The organism is Aminobacter sp. P4_D5, from assembly GCF_056401815.1.
In genome coordinates, this window is sequence record NZ_JBFUIP010000119.1 from 1 (window position 1) to 17,563 (window position 17,563).

Sequence of the window (17,563 nt, forward strand, 5' to 3'; positions counted from 1 at the left end):
GTTTGTCCCTGGCCATGGTTGTGTGCGATGCCCGACCATGACTGGCGTCCGCTTGCAGATGAAAACATGCTCTTACCTATCGTCACTTCCAAATCCCTGTTCACAATGTGGATTTTCTTGCCCCTGCAGGCCAAAAGCTGCGAACCACTGTGCATGGTCTTGGAGGATGACAGGCGATAGGGTGTTGACCTCTAGTCTGTCTGGCGGCCAACCGGAACCAACAAGGGCAAGATGCGGGATACATCAGGGGTGAGCAAACAAAGTGCAGCGGGGCGTCACGCGATCAGCGCGGATCTGATCGCTGTGCTTGTCGCTGCCCCCAACGGCAACCCGATGGTGCTGACGATCAAGGATGCGACCGCCCTGCCCTCCGGTCCGTTCGAGCTCGGCCACCGGTCGCTGCAATCGGGCTTGCGCGACTGGGTCGAGCAGCAAACCGGTCATCCGCTCGGCTATATCGAACAGCTCTACACCTTCGCCGACCGCGACCGCGACAGCGACGAGTTGGCCAGCCGGGTCATCTCGATCAGCTACCTCGGCCTGACACGCGAGGAGCCGGCGCATGGCACGCCGCCCGGCAGCTGGCGCAGCTGGTACGAGTTCTTCCCATGGGAAGACCACCGCACCGGCGCGCCTGAAATCATCCAGGACATCATCGTGCCACGGCTACGCCAATGGGCCGACGGGGCCAGCCAGCAGGACAAGCGCCAGAACCGCCTGCGGCGCGCCGCAAGTGCCTTTGGCCTCGACGACCGTCAATGGAACGAAGAGCTCGTTCTACAGCGCTACGAACTGCTCTACGAGGCCGAACTGGTCGAGGAAGCCATTCGAGCCAAGGGCATTGGCGACGCGCCCACCGCTCCCAGCCGCTCGATGAGCGGAGATCACCGCCGAATTCTTGCCACCGGCATCGCCCGTCTCAGGACCAAGATCAAATATCGGCCCGTGGTTTTCGAGTTGATGCCGCCCGCATTCACGCTGCTGCAATTGCAGCGCGCCGTGGAAGCACTAGCGGGGCTTACCGTCCACAAGCAGAATTTTCGCCGCCTGATCGAGCAGCAGGATTTGGTCGAAGAAACAGGCGACATGAGCTCCGACACCGGCGGGAGGCCGGCAAAACTGTTCCGCTTCCGCCATGCGGTTCTCGACGAACGTTCGGTCGCCGGAACCAAATAGCCAAACATCAGCGCTTGACAGGCCTTATGCTCATGCTAAGCATATATCCTTATTATACTCAGTACGAGCATAATAAGGATGGCAAATGTCTGGCATGTCTCTCTCCGCTGCCTCGCTCTATGACCGCGTCCAGCGCGTCATACCCGCTATCGAATGGCCGGTGTTTTCCCAAGACATCGACGCGATCCTGAGGCTCAAACGCGAGCGCAACGCGGTTATCCTGGCGCATAACTACCAGACCCCTGAGATATTCCACTGCGTCGCCGACATCGTCGGCGACAGCCTGGCGCTGGCCCGCAAGGCGATGGAAGTCGAGGCAGACGTCATTGTGCTGGCCGGCGTGCACTTTATGGCCGAGACCGCAAAGCTGCTCAATCCCGGCAAGACCGTGCTGATCCCCGACATGGGTGCCGGCTGTTCGCTGGCCGATTCGATCACGCCCGAAGACATTCGACTGCTGCGCCAGCGTTATCCCAGCGTGCCCGTCGTCACCTACGTCAACACCTCGGCTGCGGTGAAAGCCGAGTCTGACATCTGCTGCACCTCGGGCAATGCCAAGGCAGTGGTCGAGTCGCTCGGCGTGCCGCGCGTGCTGATGCTGCCGGACGAATATCTGGCGCAGAACATCGCCGCCCAGACCGATGTCGAGATCATCGCCTGGAAAGGCCACTGCGAGGTGCATGAGCGCTTCACGCCGGCAGACATCCGCGAAATGCGCGCCGCACATCCAGGTGTCACGGTGCTCGCACACCCAGAATGTCCGCCGGAAGTGGTTGCCGAGGCCGATTTCGCCGGCTCGACAGCTGCCATGTCGGATTATGTCGGCACGAAAAAGCCGTCGCGCGTGGTGCTGGTGACCGAATGCTCGATGAGCGACAACGTCGCTGTGGAGCACCCCGATGTCGAGTTCATTCGCCCCTGCAATTTGTGCCCGCACATGAAGCGGATCACCCTTGGCAACATCCGTTCCGCACTCGAACTGAACCAGCATGCCGTGACCATCGACCCTGCGGTTGCCGCCCGCGCCCGCCTGGCGGTCGAGCGGATGCTGGCGGTATGAGCGAAATGGGCGACCTCGCGGGCGGTCCCGTCATCATTGGCGGCGGGCTCGCCGGGCTGATGACGGCACTGGAACTGGCGCCGGAACCGGTCGTGCTCCTGTCGGCCGCACCGCTCGGCGGCGACGCGTCAAGCGCGCTGGCCCAGGGCGGACTGGCGGCATGTATCGGCTCGGACGACAGCCCCGCCCTACACATTGCCGATACGCTCGCCGCCGGCGGCGGGCTGTGCGACGAGGCTACAGTCAGGCGCATCGTCGAGGCGGCGCCAGAGGCAATCGAGAAGCTGGAGCGTCTCGGCGTTGCTTTTGATCGAGCGCCCAGCGGCGAGCTCCATCTTGGGCTGGAGGCAGCCCATAGCCGCCGCCGTATCGTGCATGCGGCGGGTGCCGCGACCGGAGGTGAGCTGATGCGCGCGCTGGTCGCTGTGGTCAGGCGAACGCCCTCGGTTGCGGTCATCGAAGGGTTTGAGGCGCGACGGCTCCTGGTCGAGGACGGCGCGATTTCGGGCCTGCTTGCTGCAGGAAACAACGGCGACTTGGCACTCGCGACCGGTCGTGTCGTGCTGGCGACCGGCGGTATCGGCGGCCTGTTCCACGACACCACCAACCCGCTCGGATGCTTCGGCCAGGGCCTGGCGCTTGCCGCGCGCGCTGGTGCGGAACTCGCCGATCTCGAATTCGTGCAGTTCCACCCCACCGCGCTCGACAGCCCGCAGCGGCCGATGCGGCTGATCAGCGAGGCTGTGCGTGGCGAAGGCGCCGTGCTGGTCGACGAGACGGGCCGGCGTTTCCTTGCCGATCTTCCGGGCGCGGAACTTGGCACTCGCGATGCAGTGGCACGCGGCGTCTTCCGTCACCTGGCGCGTGGCCATCGCGTCTTTCTCGATACCAGGCGATGCCTCGGCCAGGCCTTCGCGAGCCGTTTTCCGGCCATCGAAGCGTTCTGCAGCGAAGCCGGCATCAACCCTGCGGTTCAGCCAATCCCGGTACGCCCGGCGGCGCACTACCACATGGGCGGCGTTGCCGTGGACGCAGAGGGCCGCACTTCGGTGGCTGGCCTTTGGGCCTGCGGCGAGGTCGCCTCGACCGGGCTGCACGGCGCCAACAGGCTCGCCAGCAACTCGCTGACAGAGGCAGTGGTGACGGCAAGTTGGATCGCTAGGAGTGTGGCAGGTGTTGCCGCTGATAGCCGGAAATTCCTGGCAAACACCGCTATACCGGTGCGTTCCGATCCATCGCTGGTGCGCAACATCGTTTCATCTGCTCTGGGCGTCCTGCGCGACGGCGACGGACTGCGCGGGGCGGCCTCCGCGTTGCTGCCACTTGCTACGCGCAGTTCCGCCGCCTCCGATCCGGCAATAGTGGGGCTGATGATGGTTGTCTCAGCGCTCCAGCGCGAGGAAAGCCGTGGCGCCCATTGCCGGACGGATTTCCCTCCCAACAACACTGTTGGACGCCGTTCTAAAATCACCCTTGATTCCGCACTCAAAGCGGCTGTCGAACTCGCTGCCACACCGCTTGCCCGGAGCGCCTGAAATGACCCTGACACCCCTGCCCCAGATCATGCTGGAACCACTGGTTCGCGCCGCTTTGCTCGAAGATCTCGGCCGCGCCGGCGACCTCACCACCGACGCCATCGTGCCTGCCGACCTGCGAGCGACGGTTGTGCTCGCCGCGCGCCAGCCCGGCTTCGTTGCCGGACTCGATCTTGCCGCACTTGCCTTTCGCCTGATCGATCCAGCCATCGAGATGAAAGTGGCAAAACCAGACGGCAGTGCGATCGCAGCAGGCGAAACCATCGCCACGCTGAGCGGCCCAGCACGCGGCCTTCTGACCGCCGAGCGCGTTGCGCTCAACTTCCTCTGTCATCTCAGCGGCATCGCTAGCGCGACGGCGGCGATTGTGGAGGCCGTGCGCGACCACAAGGCGAGCATCGTGTGCACGCGCAAGACCACGCCCGGCCTGCGCGCGCTCGAAAAATACGCCGTGCGTGCCGGAGGCGGCTCCAACCACCGTTTCGGCCTCGACGACGCCGTGCTGATCAAGGACAACCACATAGCCATATCAGGCGGCGTGAAACAGGCGATCGAGCGCGCCAGGGCCGGTGTCGGCCATCTGGTGAAGATCGAGGCCGAGGTCGACACGCTCGACCAATTGGACGAAGCGCTGGCGCTCGGTGTCGATGCGGTGCTGCTCGACAACATGACCACCGAGCAACTTTCCCGCGCGGTGGACATGGTCGGCGGACGCGCCATCACCGAAGCATCCGGCCGTGTCACGCCGGCCACAGCACCGGCCATCGCCGCCACCGGCGTCGACCTGATTTCGATCGGCTGGCTGACCCACAGCGCGCCGATCCTGGACATTGGGCTGGACACGATCGGCTGATCGGGGCAATTGTCCCGCCCCGGTGGGGAAGCAACGCAGGCGATGGAGACCGCATGACGGCCGAAATGCACTTGAACGGGACTTCGCAACAGCTCAACGGCATGCGCCCGGCCTGGACGCTTGAGGAGGCACGGGCGATCTATGATTCGCCCTTCAACGACCTGCTCTTCCGTGCGCAGACGGTGCACCGGCAGAATTTCGACCCCAATCGCGTCCAGCTTTCGCGACTGCTTTCCATCAAGACCGGCGGCTGCCCCGAGGATTGCGGCTATTGCAGCCAGTCGGCGCATCACGAATCCGGCCTCAAGGCCTCCAAGCTGATGGAAGTGCAGCGCGTTCTCGCCGAGGCCAAGAAGGCGCGCGATGCGGGTGCGACGCGCTATTGCATGGGTGCGGCGTGGCGCAGCCCCAAGGCGCGCGACATGGATGCCGTGGTGGCCATGGTCGAGGGCGTCAAGGCGCTCGGCATGGAGACCTGCATGACGCTCGGCATGCTCGATCTCGACCAGGCCCGGCAATTGAAGCGCGCCGGTCTCGACTACTACAATCACAACATCGACACKTCGGAACGCTACTATAACGAGATCATTTCGACGCGCAGCTTCGCCGACCGGCTCGATACGCTGGCCAATGTTCGCGACAGCGGCATCAAGGTCTGCTGCGGCGGCATCGTCGGCATGGGCGAGCAGGCGCTCGACCGCGTCGACATGCTGGTGACGCTTGCCAATCTGCCGGAGCATCCCGACAGCGTGCCGATCAACATGCTGATCCCGATCGACGGCACCCCGCTCGCCGAAGCCGCGCCCATCGAGCCGATCGAATTCGTCCGCACCATAGCCCTTGCCCGCATCATGATGCCGAAGTCGCATGTGCGCCTGTCGGCCGGCCGCACAGCGATGAGCGATGAAATGCAGGCGCTGTGCTTCTTTGCCGGGGCGAACTCGATCTTTGTCGGCGACACGCTTCTGACCGCCGAAAACCCTGGGGAAGACAAGGACAGCGCACTTTTCCGCCGTCTCGGCATCGAGCCGATGGAGCGCGGCGCCCAGTGAGCGGGCGAGCCTTGCTCGACCGCTACGAGACCAGCCTGCGCGGGCTGGCCCGAAAGAGCCGGCTGCGGACGCTCAGCGCCCGCGCCGGGCTCGATTTCGCCTCGAACGATTACATAGGCCTCGCCGGGTCGAAACGTTTGGCTGATGCGGTCGCAACCGCCCTTGCCAACGGCACGCCTGTCGGCGCCACCGGCTCGCGGCTGTTGCGCGGCAACGACCCGGAGCATGAGGCGCTGGAGGCCAAGGCGGCGAGCTTCTTCGGCACCGAACGCGCGCTGCTTTTCGGCGGCGGCTACATCGCCAATTTCGCCGTGCTGACGACCCTGCCGCAAAAGGGCGACCTGGTCGTGCTCGATGAGCTGATTCATGCCAGCGCCCATGAAGGTGCACGCGCCGGGCGCGCCGAAATGGTGGAGGCCGCGCACAATGATCCTGAAGCAGTCGACACCGCCATTCGCACCTGGCGCGCCAGCGGCGGGATTGGCCGTGCCTGGATCGTTGCCGAGAGCCTATACAGCATGGATGGCGACGTCGCTCCGCTGAGCGACCTGCTGGCCATTGCCGATCGGAACGACGCTTTCCTGTTCGTCGACGAGGCGCATGCGACCGGCGTCTACGGGCCTGACGGCCGCGGATTGGCGTATAATCTCGAAGGCCGCGACAACGTCATTGTGCTGCACACATGCGGCAAGGCGCTGGGCGGCTCAGGAGCTCTCGTCACCGCGCCAGCGACGCTCGCAGGCTACATCGTCAACCGCTGCCGACCCTTCATCTACGCCACCGCACCCTCACCGCTGATGGCGGTCGCTGCAATGGAAGCGCTCGATATCCTCGCCGACGAGCCTGAGCGGCGTGAAAAGCTTGCCCGGCTTGTCGCGTTGGCTGGTGCGAGGACCGAGGCAATCGGCCTCAAGCCAAGCGGCTCGCAGATCTTGCCGATCATCGTCGGCGACAACGGACGCGCCATGGCGCTGGCCGAAGCGCTTCAGCAACGCGGCTTCGACGTGCGCGGCATCCGGCCCCCGACTGTGCCCGAAGGCACGGCGCGGCTCAGGGTCTCGCTTACCTTGAATATCGATGAGGCGGATGTCGTCGCGCTATTCGACGCGCTTGCCGAGGAATGGAAGCAATGAACAACGCCATCGTCGTCACCGGCACCGACACCGGCATCGGCAAGACTGTGTTTTCGGCCGGGCTCGCCGGCCTGCTCGACGGCACCTACTGGAAGCCGGTGCAATCGGGCATCGAAGACGAGACCGACAGCGAGATCGTGGCGCGGCTTTGCGGCCTACCGGCCGAGCGCATCCTGCCCGAGGCGTATTGCCTCAACGCGCCGCTTTCGCCGCATCGCGCCGCCGAACTGGACGGCGTGGAGATCGACATCGGCAAGCTCGCATTGCCAGTCACCCAAAGCCCCCTCATCGTCGAAGGCGCCGGTGGACTAATGGTCCCTATCAACAGGCAAGCGCTCTACATCGACGTCTTTGCCCGCTGGCAAGCGCCGGTAGTGCTTTGCGCCCGTACCGGGCTCGGCACGATCAACCACACGCTTTTGTCGATCGAAGCGCTGCGCAGCCGTTCGATCCCACTGCTCGGCGTCGCCTTCATCGGCGACGAGATGCCGGACACGCAGCGGACCATTGCGGAGATGGGCAAGGTCCGCGTGCTGGGTCGCCTGCCTCGCCTCGATCCACTGACACCGGAATCGCTCGCCGCTGCCATGCGTGCTTCGTTCAACGCCACAGATTTCCTGGAGCCTCAGCAATGAGCCGTTCCGCTGTCTGGCACCCTTTCACCCAGCACGCCACCGAGCCTGTGCCGCCGACCATCGCGCGCGCCGAGGGTGCCTTTGTCGAGACCGCTGGCGGCAAGCGCATCCTCGATGCGATCTCGTCCTGGTGGGTCATCACTCACGGCCACCGGCACCCAAAGATTGTTTCGGCAATCCGCACGGCAACGGAAACGCTCGACCAGGTGATTTTCGCCGGGCTGAGCCATGAACCAGCCGAACTGCTCGCATCAGCGCTGGTTGAAATGGCGCCCGCCGGGCTCGACTGGGTGTTTTATTCCGACAGCGGCTCAACCAGCGTCGAGGTGGCTTTGAAGATGGCGCTCGGCTTCCACCGCAACAACGGCGCGGCGCGCTCGCGCATCGTCGTCATGGAACACAGCTATCACGGCGATACGATCGGCACGATGAGCGTGGGCGCGCGCGGGGTGTTCAACGCCGCCTACGACCCGCTGCTGTTTGAGGTCGACACCATCCCCTTCCCCACGCCGGGCCGCGAGCAGGAAACACTCGACCGCTTCGAGGCACTAACGCGGGACGGCAAGGCAGCTGCGCTGATTGCGGAGCCGCTGGTGCTCGGCGCCGGAGGCATGCTGATGTATCCGGCATGGGCGCTGACCGAACTCAAGCGCATCGCAGAGAAATCCGGCACGCTTGTCATCGCCGACGAGGTGATGACCGGCTGGGGCCGCACCGGCACGATGTTCGCCTGCGAGCAGGCCGGTATTGCGCCCGACATATTGTGCACGTCCAAGGGCCTGACCGGCGGCTCTCTGCCGCTCGCCGCGACGCTCGCCACCGACGCCGTCTTTCGCGCGCATTTTTCACAAGACCGCGCCAAGACCTTCTTCCATTCGAGTTCCTACACCGCCAACCCCATCGCCTGTGCCGCGGCACTCGCCAATGTCTCGATATGGCGCGATGAGCCGGTGGCCGAGCGCGTCGCCGATCTGTCGCGTATGCAGGCGGAAAAGCTGTCGCGGTTCCGCAACGACGACCGCTTCGAAAACGTGCGCACGACGGGCACGATTGCGGCACTCGACCTGCGCGTCGGCAAGGCCGGTTATCTCGCCGAGGTCGGGCCGAAACTCCGGGCATTCTTCCTCGAACGCGGGCTTTTGGTCAGGCCGCTCGGCAATGTCATCTATGTGCTGCCGCCCTACTGCGTGGCCTCTGGCGAACTCGACCAGCTCTACGATGCCGTCGATGAAGCCGCCGACCTCGTGGGACGCGCCGGGTGATCCGTTCGGCGCGCATCCTCGGCTTCGGCCACCATGTTCCCTCGCGAAAGGTGCCGAACGCCGAGATCGAGGCCAGTCTCGGACTGGAATCTGGCTGGATCGAAGGGCGCACCGGCATCCGCTCGCGTTATTGGGCCGAGCCCCACGACACGCTATCTGATCTGGCGGCCAAGGCCGGCGACATGGCGCTCGAAGCCGCTGGCATCGACCGCACCGAGGTCGGGCTGTTGCTGCTCGCGACATCCACGCCCGATCATCTGTTGCCGCCCAGCGCCCCGCTGGTTGCACACAAGCTCAGCCTCAACGGTGCCGGCGGTGTCGACCTTGCCGGCGCCTGCGCCGGCTTCATCTATGCCATGACCTTCGCCGACGGGTTCGTGCGCCTGCACAACAAGCCGGCACTCGTCATTGCCGCCAACATCCTGAGCCGCCGCATCAACCCGGCCGAGCGCGCAAGCGCTGTGCTGTTCGCTGACGCGGCGGGTGCGGTCGTACTTGGCCCGTCGGACGATCCTGAAAAGGGCATTCTCGGCGCTTCGGTGGCGTCGGACGGTTCGGGCTACGGCCTGATCCAGATTCCGTCCGGCGGCAGCAGCCGGCCGTTTTCAGACGAGCTGGACATCGCCGAAACACGCATGACCATCGCCAATGGCCGCGAGGTTTTCGTCAAGGCGGTGGAGATGATGAGCCGCTGCTCGGCAGAGGCGCTTACTGGGGCAAAGCTGGGCGCTGGAGACATCGCCCGCTTCGTGCCGCACCAGGCCAATGCCCGCATCTTCAACGCTGTCGGCAAGTCGCTTGGCATCGAGGACCAGCGCATCGTCAAGACGATCGCCGACTATGGCAATTCATCAGCCGCCACCATCCCGCTGTCGCTGTCGGTCGCGCATCGGGCCGAAGCGTTCCGCCGCGGCGACAAGCTCTTGCTCGCTGCAGCAGGCGCTGGACTCACCGGAGGGGCGCTGGTGGTGGGAATGTGAAAAGGCCGGGCCGCCAGGCGACCCGGCCAGATCATGTTTTAGCGGCGTTCGAGGTGCTCGACAGCGAGGAAGGCGGTCTTGGCTGCCAGCGACAGCTGGTTGGCCGCTTCGACACGCAGCGGCGTGTAGAAGTGCTCTTCGTGCAGCATGTTGACCGTGCCGAGCATGGTGTCGCCGACAAAGACCGGCCAATTGAGGACCGAGCCACAGCCGAGCGACCAGATCGTCTCGTGATCGGGGAACACGTCGGCGATGTCCTTGATCGTATTGGCGACGAACGGCTTGCGCTGGACGTGGATCGTGTCGAACCAGTGCGTGCGGTTGATCGGCTTGGTTCCGGAAACCGGATAGGCGTCGGGGTGGCTGGTGTAGGTGCGGCCCGAAAGCTCATTGGCCCAGTCGAGCTTCATGACCGTGAACAGCTTCGCGCCAACAACGACGTCGGCCAAGGCCTGAAGCGCCTTCCACACGCCCTCGACTTCGGTCGTGGTCGCAATGGCGGCATCGAAGGCGGCCAGCGCCTCGGCGAAATTGGTTTCTGTCATGACTTACCTCTATTTCAGTTCTGGAGATGGGCCGCGCTGAACTTGGTCAGTTCGCGCGAATAGGGATCGACAAGCGCGCTACGCTTGAGCTGGTCGACATCGGCGATCTCGACGATACGGCCGTGGCGCATGACGGCAAGGCGGTCGCACAGGAACGAAACGACCGGCAGGTTGTGCGTGACCATCAGATAGGTCAGCCCCTGCTCGCGGCGCAGGCGCTTGAGCAGGTTAAGAATTTCCGCCTGTACCGATACGTCGAGCGCCGAAGTCGGCTCGTCGAGCAGAAGCATCTTGGGCTTGAGGATCAGCGCGCGGGCAATCGCCACGCGCTGGCGCTGGCCGCCCGACAGCTGGTGCGGAAAGCGGAAGCGGAAGCGGCGGTCGAGGCCGACCGACTGCATGACTTCGTCCACGCGCTCACCACTATTGCCAATGCCATGGATGGCAAGCGGCTCGCTCAACGTCGCGTCGACCGTCTTGCGCGGATGCAGTGAGCCATATGGGTCCTGGAACACCATCTGGCATTGCTTGGCGAAACCACGGTCGATGCCGTGCGTGCGCGGCTCACCGAACACCGAGATGGAGCCGGTCCAGCTCTTGGCCATGCCGGCAATCGCCTTGAGCACGGTGGTCTTGCCCGAGCCGCTCTCGCCGACCAAAGCGAAGCTCTCGCCCTCGGCGACGTTGAAGCCGATGCCGTGGGTGACCTTCGACTCGCCGTAGGAGATGTCGAGATTGTCGATCGCCAGCGCGCTCATGTCGAAGCCCCAGTACGTTCGAGGACAGGAAGCTCGTCGCGGCTCTCGTCGATGCGCGGGATCGAGGCGAGCAAACCGCGCGTATAGGGATGCTTGGCGTTCTTGAGCTCGCCGGCATCGCATTCCTCGACCACCTCGCCGCTGCGCATCACCAGGATGCGGTCGCAATAGGCCGAAACGAGGTCCAGGTCGTGGCTGATCAGGATCAGGCCCATGCCCTTGCGCTTGACCAGGTCGTCGATGATCTCGAGCACCTGGGCCTGCACCGAGACGTCGAGCGCCGATGTCGGTTCGTCAGCGATCAACAGATCGGGCTCGGGGATCAGCATCATGGCGATCATGATGCGCTGGCCCATGCCGCCCGAAACCTCGTGCGGATAGAGCCCGAGCACGCGTTCGGGATCGTTGATGCGCACGGCTTCCAGCATGGCGAGCGTGCGGTTGCGGATGTCGCCGCGGCCAAGCTTCTGATGGGTCAGAAGTGCCTCGGCGATCTGGGCGCCGATGGTCATGACCGGGTTCAGCGAGAATTTCGGATCCTGCATGACCATCGAAATGCGGGCGCCACGAACGGCGCGCATCTGCTTTTCAGACAGCGACAAAAGGTCTGAGCCATTGAAAGTCATTTCGTCGGCGGTGACCCGGCCGGGCGAACGGATGAGCCGCAGGATCGCGCGGCCGGTCATCGACTTGCCAGAGCCGCTCTCGCCAACGATGCCGAGGCGTTCGCGCCCAAGCGTCAGCGACAGGCCCTTGACCACGTCGACCGGGCCACGGGCCGTCGGAAAGGTGACCTTCAGATTGCGGATTTTAAGCAGGGCGCTCATTGCCGATCTCCATGCTTGGGATCAAGCACATCGCGCAGGCCGTCACCCAAGAAGCAGAAGCCGAGGCTGACGATGACGATGGCAAAGCCGGGCATTGTCGCCACCCACCACTGGTCGAGGATGAAGGAGCGGCCGCGCGAGATCRTGGCGCCCCACTCGGGAAGCGGCGGCTGAGCGCCGAGGCCGATGAAGCCGAGGCCTGCGGCGGTCAGGATGATGCCGGCCATGTCGAGGGTGACGCGGATGATCATAGAAGACGTACACAGCGGCAGGATGTGGTTGACGATAACGCGGAACGACGACGCGCCCTGCAACTCGACCGCCGCGACGAATTCCGAATTGCGGATCGTCAGCGTCTCGGCCCTGGCGATGCGGGCATAGCCCGGCCAGGTGGCGATCGCGATGGCGATAATGGCGTTCTGGATGCCGGGTCCAAGCGCCGCGACGAAAGCCAGCGCCAGGATCAGCTTGGGCATCGACAGGAAGATGTCGGTGATGCCCATCAGGAAACGGTCGGTCCAGCCGCCGAAATAGCCGGCGACGGCACCGATGATCAGCCCGACTGGAGCTGCAAGCACTGCAACCAGCGCCACGATCATCAGCGTGATGCGCGCGCCATAGACGACGCGGCTCCAGATATCGCGACCGAGCTCGTCGGTGCCCATCCAGTTTTCCCAGCTCGGCGGCTTGAGCCGCATGGCGAGATCCTGGCCGATCGGCGAATGGGTCGCGATCCAGGGCGCAAACAACGCCACCAGGATAAGCGTCAAAACGATGATCGCGCCGACCATGGCCAGCGGATTGCGGGAAAGTGCGCGGCTCAGGCGATAGCTGCGGCCAAGCCGCGCCTGCAGCCGCGAGGACGGCGAGTCGTCGAGAAGCCAATCACGTGTCGTCGCCATCAGCGTGCCCTCGGGTCGAGGACGCGATAGAGCACGTCCGAAATCTTGTTGATGCCGATGAAGACAGCGCCGATGACCAACGTGGACCCCAGAACGGCGTTCATGTCGGCATTGAGCAGAGCCGTGGTCAGATAGTTACCGATGCCGGGCCAGGAGAACACGGTCTCGATCATCACCGAACCTTCGAGCAGGCCGGCGTAGGACAGGCCTATGACGGTGATGAGCGGCACGAGGATCGGCCGGAAAGCGTGGCGCCACAGCACAAGCCGTTCCGACACACCCTTGACGCGGGCGGTGGTGACATATTCTTGCGCCAACTGGTCAAGCATGAAGGAGCGCGTCATGCGAGCGATGTAGGCCAGGCTGAAGAAGCCGAGCACCGCAGCCGGCAGCGCGATATGGGTCAAGGCGTTGAAGAAGATTTCGGTTTCGCCGGCAAGCAGGGAGTCGATCAGAACGAGCCCGGTGACCGGTGGGACAATACCATCATAAAAGATGTCGAGCCGACCAGGTCCGCCAACCCACTGCAGCTTGGCGTAAAACAGCGCCAGGCCGACAAGGCCGAGCCAGAAGGCCGGGATCGAATAACCGAGCAGGCCGACAACGCGGATAACCTGGTCGAGCAGGCTGCCCTGGCGGCTTGCCGCGTAGACACCCATCGGCACACCGAGCAGCACGCCGATCATGATGCCAAGCGTCGCCATCTCCAGCGTTGCCGGGAAAACCCGCTTGAGGTCTTCGACAACGGGCTTGCCGGTGGAGACCGACATGCCGAGGTCGCCGGTCAGGACATTGCCGACATAGTGGAAGAACTGGACGATCAGCGGCTTGTCGAGCCCCATTTCGATGCGGGCGGCTTCATAGACGGCGCGCGGGGCGCGGTCGCCGACAACGGCAAGCACCGGATCGATCGGCACGACGCGGCCAATGAAGAAGGTGATGGCAAGGAGGCCAAGAAAGGTAAACGCGATGGCGACCAGGAAGCCCAGCACGCCTTTCACTGTTTTCCAGGCGTGCCGCGCATTGCGAGACGAGCCGCCGGGCCCTGCTGGAAGCGCCTGTACGGCGGAGTCGGTTTCTGATGCCACGCGGTCTTTGTTCCCACCACCTCTGGCGCGCCGGCGATGCGGCACGGATGTCTTCTGTCGCTCAAAATTCCGCTTGGACTATACAAATAATTTTGCTTAGATCAAAAAAATTTTGATGGGAGCAAAAAAGCGTGTCCTCGGAGGCCAGCAAAAACGCGGCGTCGATGCAGCCCAAAGTGGGCGCTCTAATCCGTGCGCGCCGCCGCAAGCTGTCGATGACATTGCAGGAATTGTGTGACGCCGCAGGCATTTCGGTCGGTTACCTCAGCCAAGTCGAGCGCGATCATGCCACCCCTTCGCTTGGCACGCTCGCCCAAATCGCACGTAGCCTCGATGTAGGTGTGGATTACTTCATCGCCACGCCCAGCATGGAGGACGGGCTGACCCGTTCGGCCGAACGCAACCGATTCTCCGTCGACGGCTCGTCGATCGTCTACGAGCGCATCGCCGCCGACTTCACCGGCAACGTCCTGTCTTCTTTCGTCCTCAACGTCCCGCCGGGCTATCGTTCCGAGACTGTCAGCCATGAGGGCGAGGAAATCCTGTTCATTCTCGAGGGCTCGATTACCCAGCGCCTCGAGGACCAGGAGATGGAACTTTCGGCTGGCGACAGCCTGCATTTCCGCGGCAATAGTCCGCATTCATGGTCCAACGACACTGACAAGTTCGCGCGCATGCTCTGGACCGGCACCCTGCCGATGTTCAGGTCACGCACGGAGCATCCGGCCCTGCGCGGTTCAAGGGCCGACGAGACAACAATGGGAACCAAAAAGGAGAGAAAATGATGAAACTGTTCAAGGCCGCGCTGCTTGCTGCGGCGCTGGCGATGCCGATGACTCCTGGAATGAGCCTCGCGGCGACACCTGCGGGCGTGCTCGTGGTGGCGCAAAACATCGACGACATCGTCAGCATCGACCCGGCAGAGGCTTACGAATTCTCGTCGGGCGAATATGTCGCCCAGACCTATGATCGCCTGGTACAATATGATGCCGTCGACACCAAGACGCTGGCAGCTGGCCTCGCCAAGGAATGGACGGCTGACGACGCCAACAAGACCATCACCTTTACGCTGCGTGACGGCGTCAAGTTCACCTCCGGCAACCCGCTGCGCGCAGAAGACGTGGTCTATTCGTTCAAGCGCGTCATCGTGCTCAACAAGGCACCGGCCTTCATCCTGACCCAGCTCGGCTGGACCCCGGAAAACTTCGATTCCATGGTCAAGGCCGACGGCAACAAGGTCGTGCTCAAGTATGAGGGCGACTTCGCTTCGGCCTTCGTGCTCAACGTTCTCGCCGCCCGCCCGGCTTCCGTGGTCGACGCGGTGACGCTTCAGGCCAACGAAGCCAATGGCGACATGGGCAATGGCTGGCTGAAGTCCAACTCGGCCGGCACCGGCCCGTTCGTGCTCAAGGCTTTCCGCCCGGGCGAAATCATCAACCTCACCGCCAACCCGGACTATTTCAACGGCGCACCTGCGATCAAGGGCGTCATCATCCGCCACGTCGCGGAAGCCGCGACYCAGCAGCTGCTGCTGGAATCGGGTGACGTCGACATGGCCAAAAACCTGACGTCGGATCAGATCGCAACGATCGCCGGCAAGGACAAGCTGGTCACCGAGACCTATCCGCAGGCCGCCGTGCACTTCCTGAGCTTCAACCAGAAGGACGCTGCCCTGCAGCCGAAAGCCGTGTGGGATGCCGCGCGCTACCTGGTCAACTACAAGGGCATGACCGACACCTTCCTGAAGGGCCAGATGCAGACGCATCAGGCGTTCTGGCCGTCGGGCTTCCCCGGCTCGCTCAATGAGACGCCCTACACCTACGATCCGGCCAAGGCCAAGAAGATCCTGGCTGATGCCGGCATCAAGACGCCGATCAACGTTACGCTCGACGTCATCAACTCGACGCCGTTCACCGACATGGCGCAGTCGCTGCAGGCGAGCTTCGCCGAGGCCGGCATCAACTTCAACATCATCCCGGGCACAGGCTCGCAGGTGATCACCAAGTACCGTGCCCGCACCCATGAGGCGATGCTGCTCTACTGGGGCCCCGATTTCATGGACCCGCACTCCAACGCCAAGGCTTTTGCCTACAACGAAGACAATTCCGACGCCCACTACCAGTCGACCACGACGTGGCGGAACGGCTGGGCCGTGCCGGAAGAGCTGAACAAGGCGACCAAGGCGGCACTTGCCGAGCCTGACCAGGCAAAGCGCAACGCCATGTATGTCGACCTTCAGAAGAAGGTGCAGGAGAAGTCGCCGATCGTCATCATGTTCCAAGCCGCTACCCAGGTGGCGCGGGCGAAGAACGTCGAAGGCTACGTCAACGGCGCGACCTCCGACTTCGTTTACTACCGTCTCGTCAAGAAGAACTGACGAACCGACAGCTACCGGGACCGCTCCTTGCGGGCGGTCCCATTCCCCCTCCCCAACTCCAAGAAGGCAGAGACAATGTACGAAGAGCGGATGGCGCGGCTGCGCGAGCGCATGGCAGAAACCGGGACCGACCTTGTGGTCGTCGGCCCCTCTTCGCACCTTGTCTGGCTTGCCGGCATGTCGCCACATGGCGACGAGCGCCCGGTGCTGCTGATCGTCGCCAAGGACCATGCCGGCTTCCTGATGCCCGGACTCAATGTCGACAGCCAGCGCCCCTACACCAAGCTGCCATTCTATCCCTGGAGCGACGCCGACGGCCCTGGGGCAGCACTTGCCGAGCTGCTCAAGGATTGCGGCGCTGAGCGTGGCAACCTCAAGATCGCCCTCGACGAAACCATGCGCGCCGATTTCGCGCTGCTGGTAATCGACGCCTTGCCCGGAGCCGAGCGTGGCTTCCTCACCGATACGGTGAGCTTCCTGCGCGGCCAGAAGGACGAGGCCGAATACGCGCTGCTCAAGATGAACGCGGTGCTCAATGACGGCGCAATGAAGGCTGGCTTCGCAGCCCTCAAGGAAGGCGTGACCGAGCTGGAAGTGGCGCAGGCCATCCGCGACTTCTACGCCGCCAATGGCGCCAAGCCGGAGTTCACCAGCGTCTGCTTCGGCGAGAACGGTGCCTTCCCGCATCACCACACCGGCGACCGCAAGCTCAAGGCCAACGAGGCGGTGTTGATCGACATCGGCGGCCGCAAGGACGGCTACCCCTCCGACATGACGCGGGTTGGCGTGTTCGGTGAGAAGCCGGAAGGCTTCGATGAGGTTCATGGCGTTCTGGAGCGCGCCGTGCAGGCAGCGATCGCCGCCGCCAAGCCGGGTGTCGCCGCCAAGGAGGTCGACAAGGCCGCACGCGACGTGATTGCAGCCGCAGGCTATGGCGACTTCTTCCTGCACCGCACGGGCCACGGCCTCGGCATCGATATCCACGAGCCGCCTTACATCACCGGCACGTCGGAGACGATCCTGACTGAAGGCAACGTCTTTTCGATCGAACCGGGTATCTATCTGCAGGGCCGTTTTGGGCTCAGGCTTGAAGAGATCGTGATCCTGCGCGGCAATCGTGCGGAAGTGCTGTCCGATCTGCCGCGTGACGCGTTCCGCGTGAAGGCCTGACCACGCTGGGCGGGCAGCCTGGCGGCACCGCCCAGCAAACCTTTTATCGCATCGGCATTCTCAAGGGGCCGCGGTCTGACCGCGGCCCTTCTGTGTTTTGGTGCGTGCCTCGAGGCTCGCTTGGCTTTTGCACAGATACGGCACAAAAAAGAAAAGCCGGGCGAACCCGGCTTTTCACGTATTACATCGGCTGCAGAGCGATCAGTTGAC

18 protein-coding genes are annotated in these 17,563 nt (G+C 63.8%); 13 read left to right on the top strand and 5 right to left on the bottom strand.

All coding sequences use genetic code 11. The features are described 5' to 3' along the window. The 10 genes from AC1DWF_RS21815 to AC1DWF_RS21860 all read left to right on the top strand — a co-directional run. A partial coding sequence (locus AC1DWF_RS21815; protein WP_476842048.1) for a hypothetical protein occupies nucleotides 1-180 on the top strand: 180 nt, incomplete at its 5' end. A gap of 51 nt (nucleotides 181-231) precedes the next feature. Beyond that, nucleotides 232-1,176, top strand: a complete 945-nt coding sequence (locus AC1DWF_RS21820) for an NUDIX hydrolase (protein ID WP_476783995.1) — start codon at nucleotides 232-234, stop codon at nucleotides 1,174-1,176. An 85-nt stretch (nucleotides 1,177-1,261) separates the two neighbouring features. Beyond that, on the top strand, nucleotides 1,262-2,236 hold the full coding sequence (nadA, locus tag AC1DWF_RS21825; protein WP_476788116.1) for a quinolinate synthase NadA: 975 nt from the start codon (nucleotides 1,262-1,264) through the stop codon (nucleotides 2,234-2,236). Then, nucleotides 2,233-3,771, top strand: a complete 1,539-nt coding sequence (locus AC1DWF_RS21830) for an L-aspartate oxidase (RefSeq protein ID WP_476788117.1) — start codon at nucleotides 2,233-2,235, stop codon at nucleotides 3,769-3,771. Before nadA ends, AC1DWF_RS21830 begins: the two co-directional genes overlap by 4 nt. A 1-nt stretch (nucleotide 3,772) precedes the next feature. Next, nucleotides 3,773-4,624 (top strand): carboxylating nicotinate-nucleotide diphosphorylase, encoded by an 852-nt coding sequence (nadC, locus tag AC1DWF_RS21835; RefSeq protein WP_476783589.1) that lies wholly within the window; start codon nucleotides 3,773-3,775, stop codon nucleotides 4,622-4,624. A gap of 53 nt (nucleotides 4,625-4,677) precedes the next feature. Beyond that, on the top strand, nucleotides 4,678-5,676 hold the full coding sequence (gene bioB, locus AC1DWF_RS21840; protein WP_476783590.1) for a biotin synthase BioB: 999 nt from the start codon (nucleotides 4,678-4,680) through the stop codon (nucleotides 5,674-5,676). Next, a complete protein-coding gene (locus AC1DWF_RS21845) occupies nucleotides 5,673-6,809 on the top strand; it encodes an 8-amino-7-oxononanoate synthase (RefSeq protein WP_476788118.1) in 1,137 nt (378 codons plus the stop codon). Before bioB ends, AC1DWF_RS21845 begins: the two co-directional genes overlap by 4 nt. After that, the gene (bioD, locus tag AC1DWF_RS21850) at nucleotides 6,806-7,444 is read left to right on the top strand and encodes a dethiobiotin synthase (RefSeq protein WP_476783592.1); all 639 of its coding nucleotides are present in this window, start codon (nucleotides 6,806-6,808) and stop codon (nucleotides 7,442-7,444) included. Before AC1DWF_RS21845 ends, bioD begins: the two co-directional genes overlap by 4 nt. Next, complete coding sequence (locus AC1DWF_RS21855; RefSeq protein ID WP_476804287.1) at nucleotides 7,441-8,706, top strand: adenosylmethionine--8-amino-7-oxononanoate transaminase; 1,266 nt, start codon at nucleotides 7,441-7,443, stop codon at nucleotides 8,704-8,706. Before bioD ends, AC1DWF_RS21855 begins: the two co-directional genes overlap by 4 nt. After that, nucleotides 8,703-9,686, top strand: coding sequence for a beta-ketoacyl-ACP synthase III (locus AC1DWF_RS21860; RefSeq protein WP_476783594.1), 984 nt, complete (start codon nucleotides 8,703-8,705; stop codon nucleotides 9,684-9,686). Before AC1DWF_RS21855 ends, AC1DWF_RS21860 begins: the two co-directional genes overlap by 4 nt. Nucleotides 9,687-9,724: 38 nt before the next feature. Here AC1DWF_RS21860 and AC1DWF_RS21865 read toward each other — a convergent pair whose 3' ends face one another. Genes AC1DWF_RS21865 through AC1DWF_RS21885 form a run of 5 tightly spaced genes read right to left on the bottom strand, consistent with a single transcriptional unit; the run spans nucleotide 9,725 to nucleotide 13,710 of the window. Then, nucleotides 9,725-10,231 (bottom strand): GAF domain-containing protein, encoded by a 507-nt coding sequence (locus tag AC1DWF_RS21865; protein ID WP_476783595.1) that lies wholly within the window; start codon nucleotides 10,229-10,231, stop codon nucleotides 9,725-9,727. Nucleotides 10,232-10,245: 14 nt separating this feature from the next. Further along, entirely contained in the window at nucleotides 10,246-10,989 is a 744-nt protein-coding gene (locus tag AC1DWF_RS21870) for an ABC transporter ATP-binding protein (protein WP_476783596.1), read from the bottom strand. After that, entirely contained in the window at nucleotides 10,986-11,816 is an 831-nt protein-coding gene (locus tag AC1DWF_RS21875; protein WP_476788121.1) for an ABC transporter ATP-binding protein, read from the bottom strand. The genes AC1DWF_RS21870 and AC1DWF_RS21875 overlap by 4 nt, the downstream gene beginning before the upstream one ends. Further along, nucleotides 11,813-12,718 carry an ABC transporter permease gene (locus tag AC1DWF_RS21880; RefSeq protein ID WP_476842049.1) on the bottom strand — a complete coding sequence of 302 codons (906 nt, stop codon included), beginning with the start codon at nucleotides 12,716-12,718 and terminating at the stop codon, nucleotides 11,813-11,815. Before AC1DWF_RS21880 ends, AC1DWF_RS21875 begins: the two co-directional genes overlap by 4 nt. Next, nucleotides 12,718-13,710, bottom strand: coding sequence for an ABC transporter permease (locus tag AC1DWF_RS21885; protein WP_476783599.1), 993 nt, complete (start codon nucleotides 13,708-13,710; stop codon nucleotides 12,718-12,720). Before AC1DWF_RS21885 ends, AC1DWF_RS21880 begins: the two co-directional genes overlap by 1 nt. A 260-nt stretch (nucleotides 13,711-13,970) precedes the next feature. Between AC1DWF_RS21885 and AC1DWF_RS21890 the strand changes: the two genes are divergently transcribed. The 3 genes from AC1DWF_RS21890 to AC1DWF_RS21900 all read left to right on the top strand — a co-directional run bounded on the left by AC1DWF_RS21890 (nucleotide 13,971) and on the right by AC1DWF_RS21900 (nucleotide 17,353). Further along, nucleotides 13,971-14,591 carry a helix-turn-helix domain-containing protein gene (locus AC1DWF_RS21890; protein ID WP_476788123.1) on the top strand — a complete coding sequence of 207 codons (621 nt, stop codon included), beginning with the start codon at nucleotides 13,971-13,973 and terminating at the stop codon, nucleotides 14,589-14,591. Next, nucleotides 14,591-16,183, top strand: a complete 1,593-nt coding sequence (locus tag AC1DWF_RS21895) for an ABC transporter substrate-binding protein (protein ID WP_476804303.1) — start codon at nucleotides 14,591-14,593, stop codon at nucleotides 16,181-16,183. The genes AC1DWF_RS21890 and AC1DWF_RS21895 overlap by 1 nt, the downstream gene beginning before the upstream one ends. Nucleotides 16,184-16,258: 75 nt before the next feature. Further along, nucleotides 16,259-17,353 (top strand): M24 family metallopeptidase, encoded by a 1,095-nt coding sequence (locus AC1DWF_RS21900; protein WP_476786469.1) that lies wholly within the window; start codon nucleotides 16,259-16,261, stop codon nucleotides 17,351-17,353. The last annotated feature ends 210 nt before the right edge of the window (nucleotides 17,354-17,563 follow it).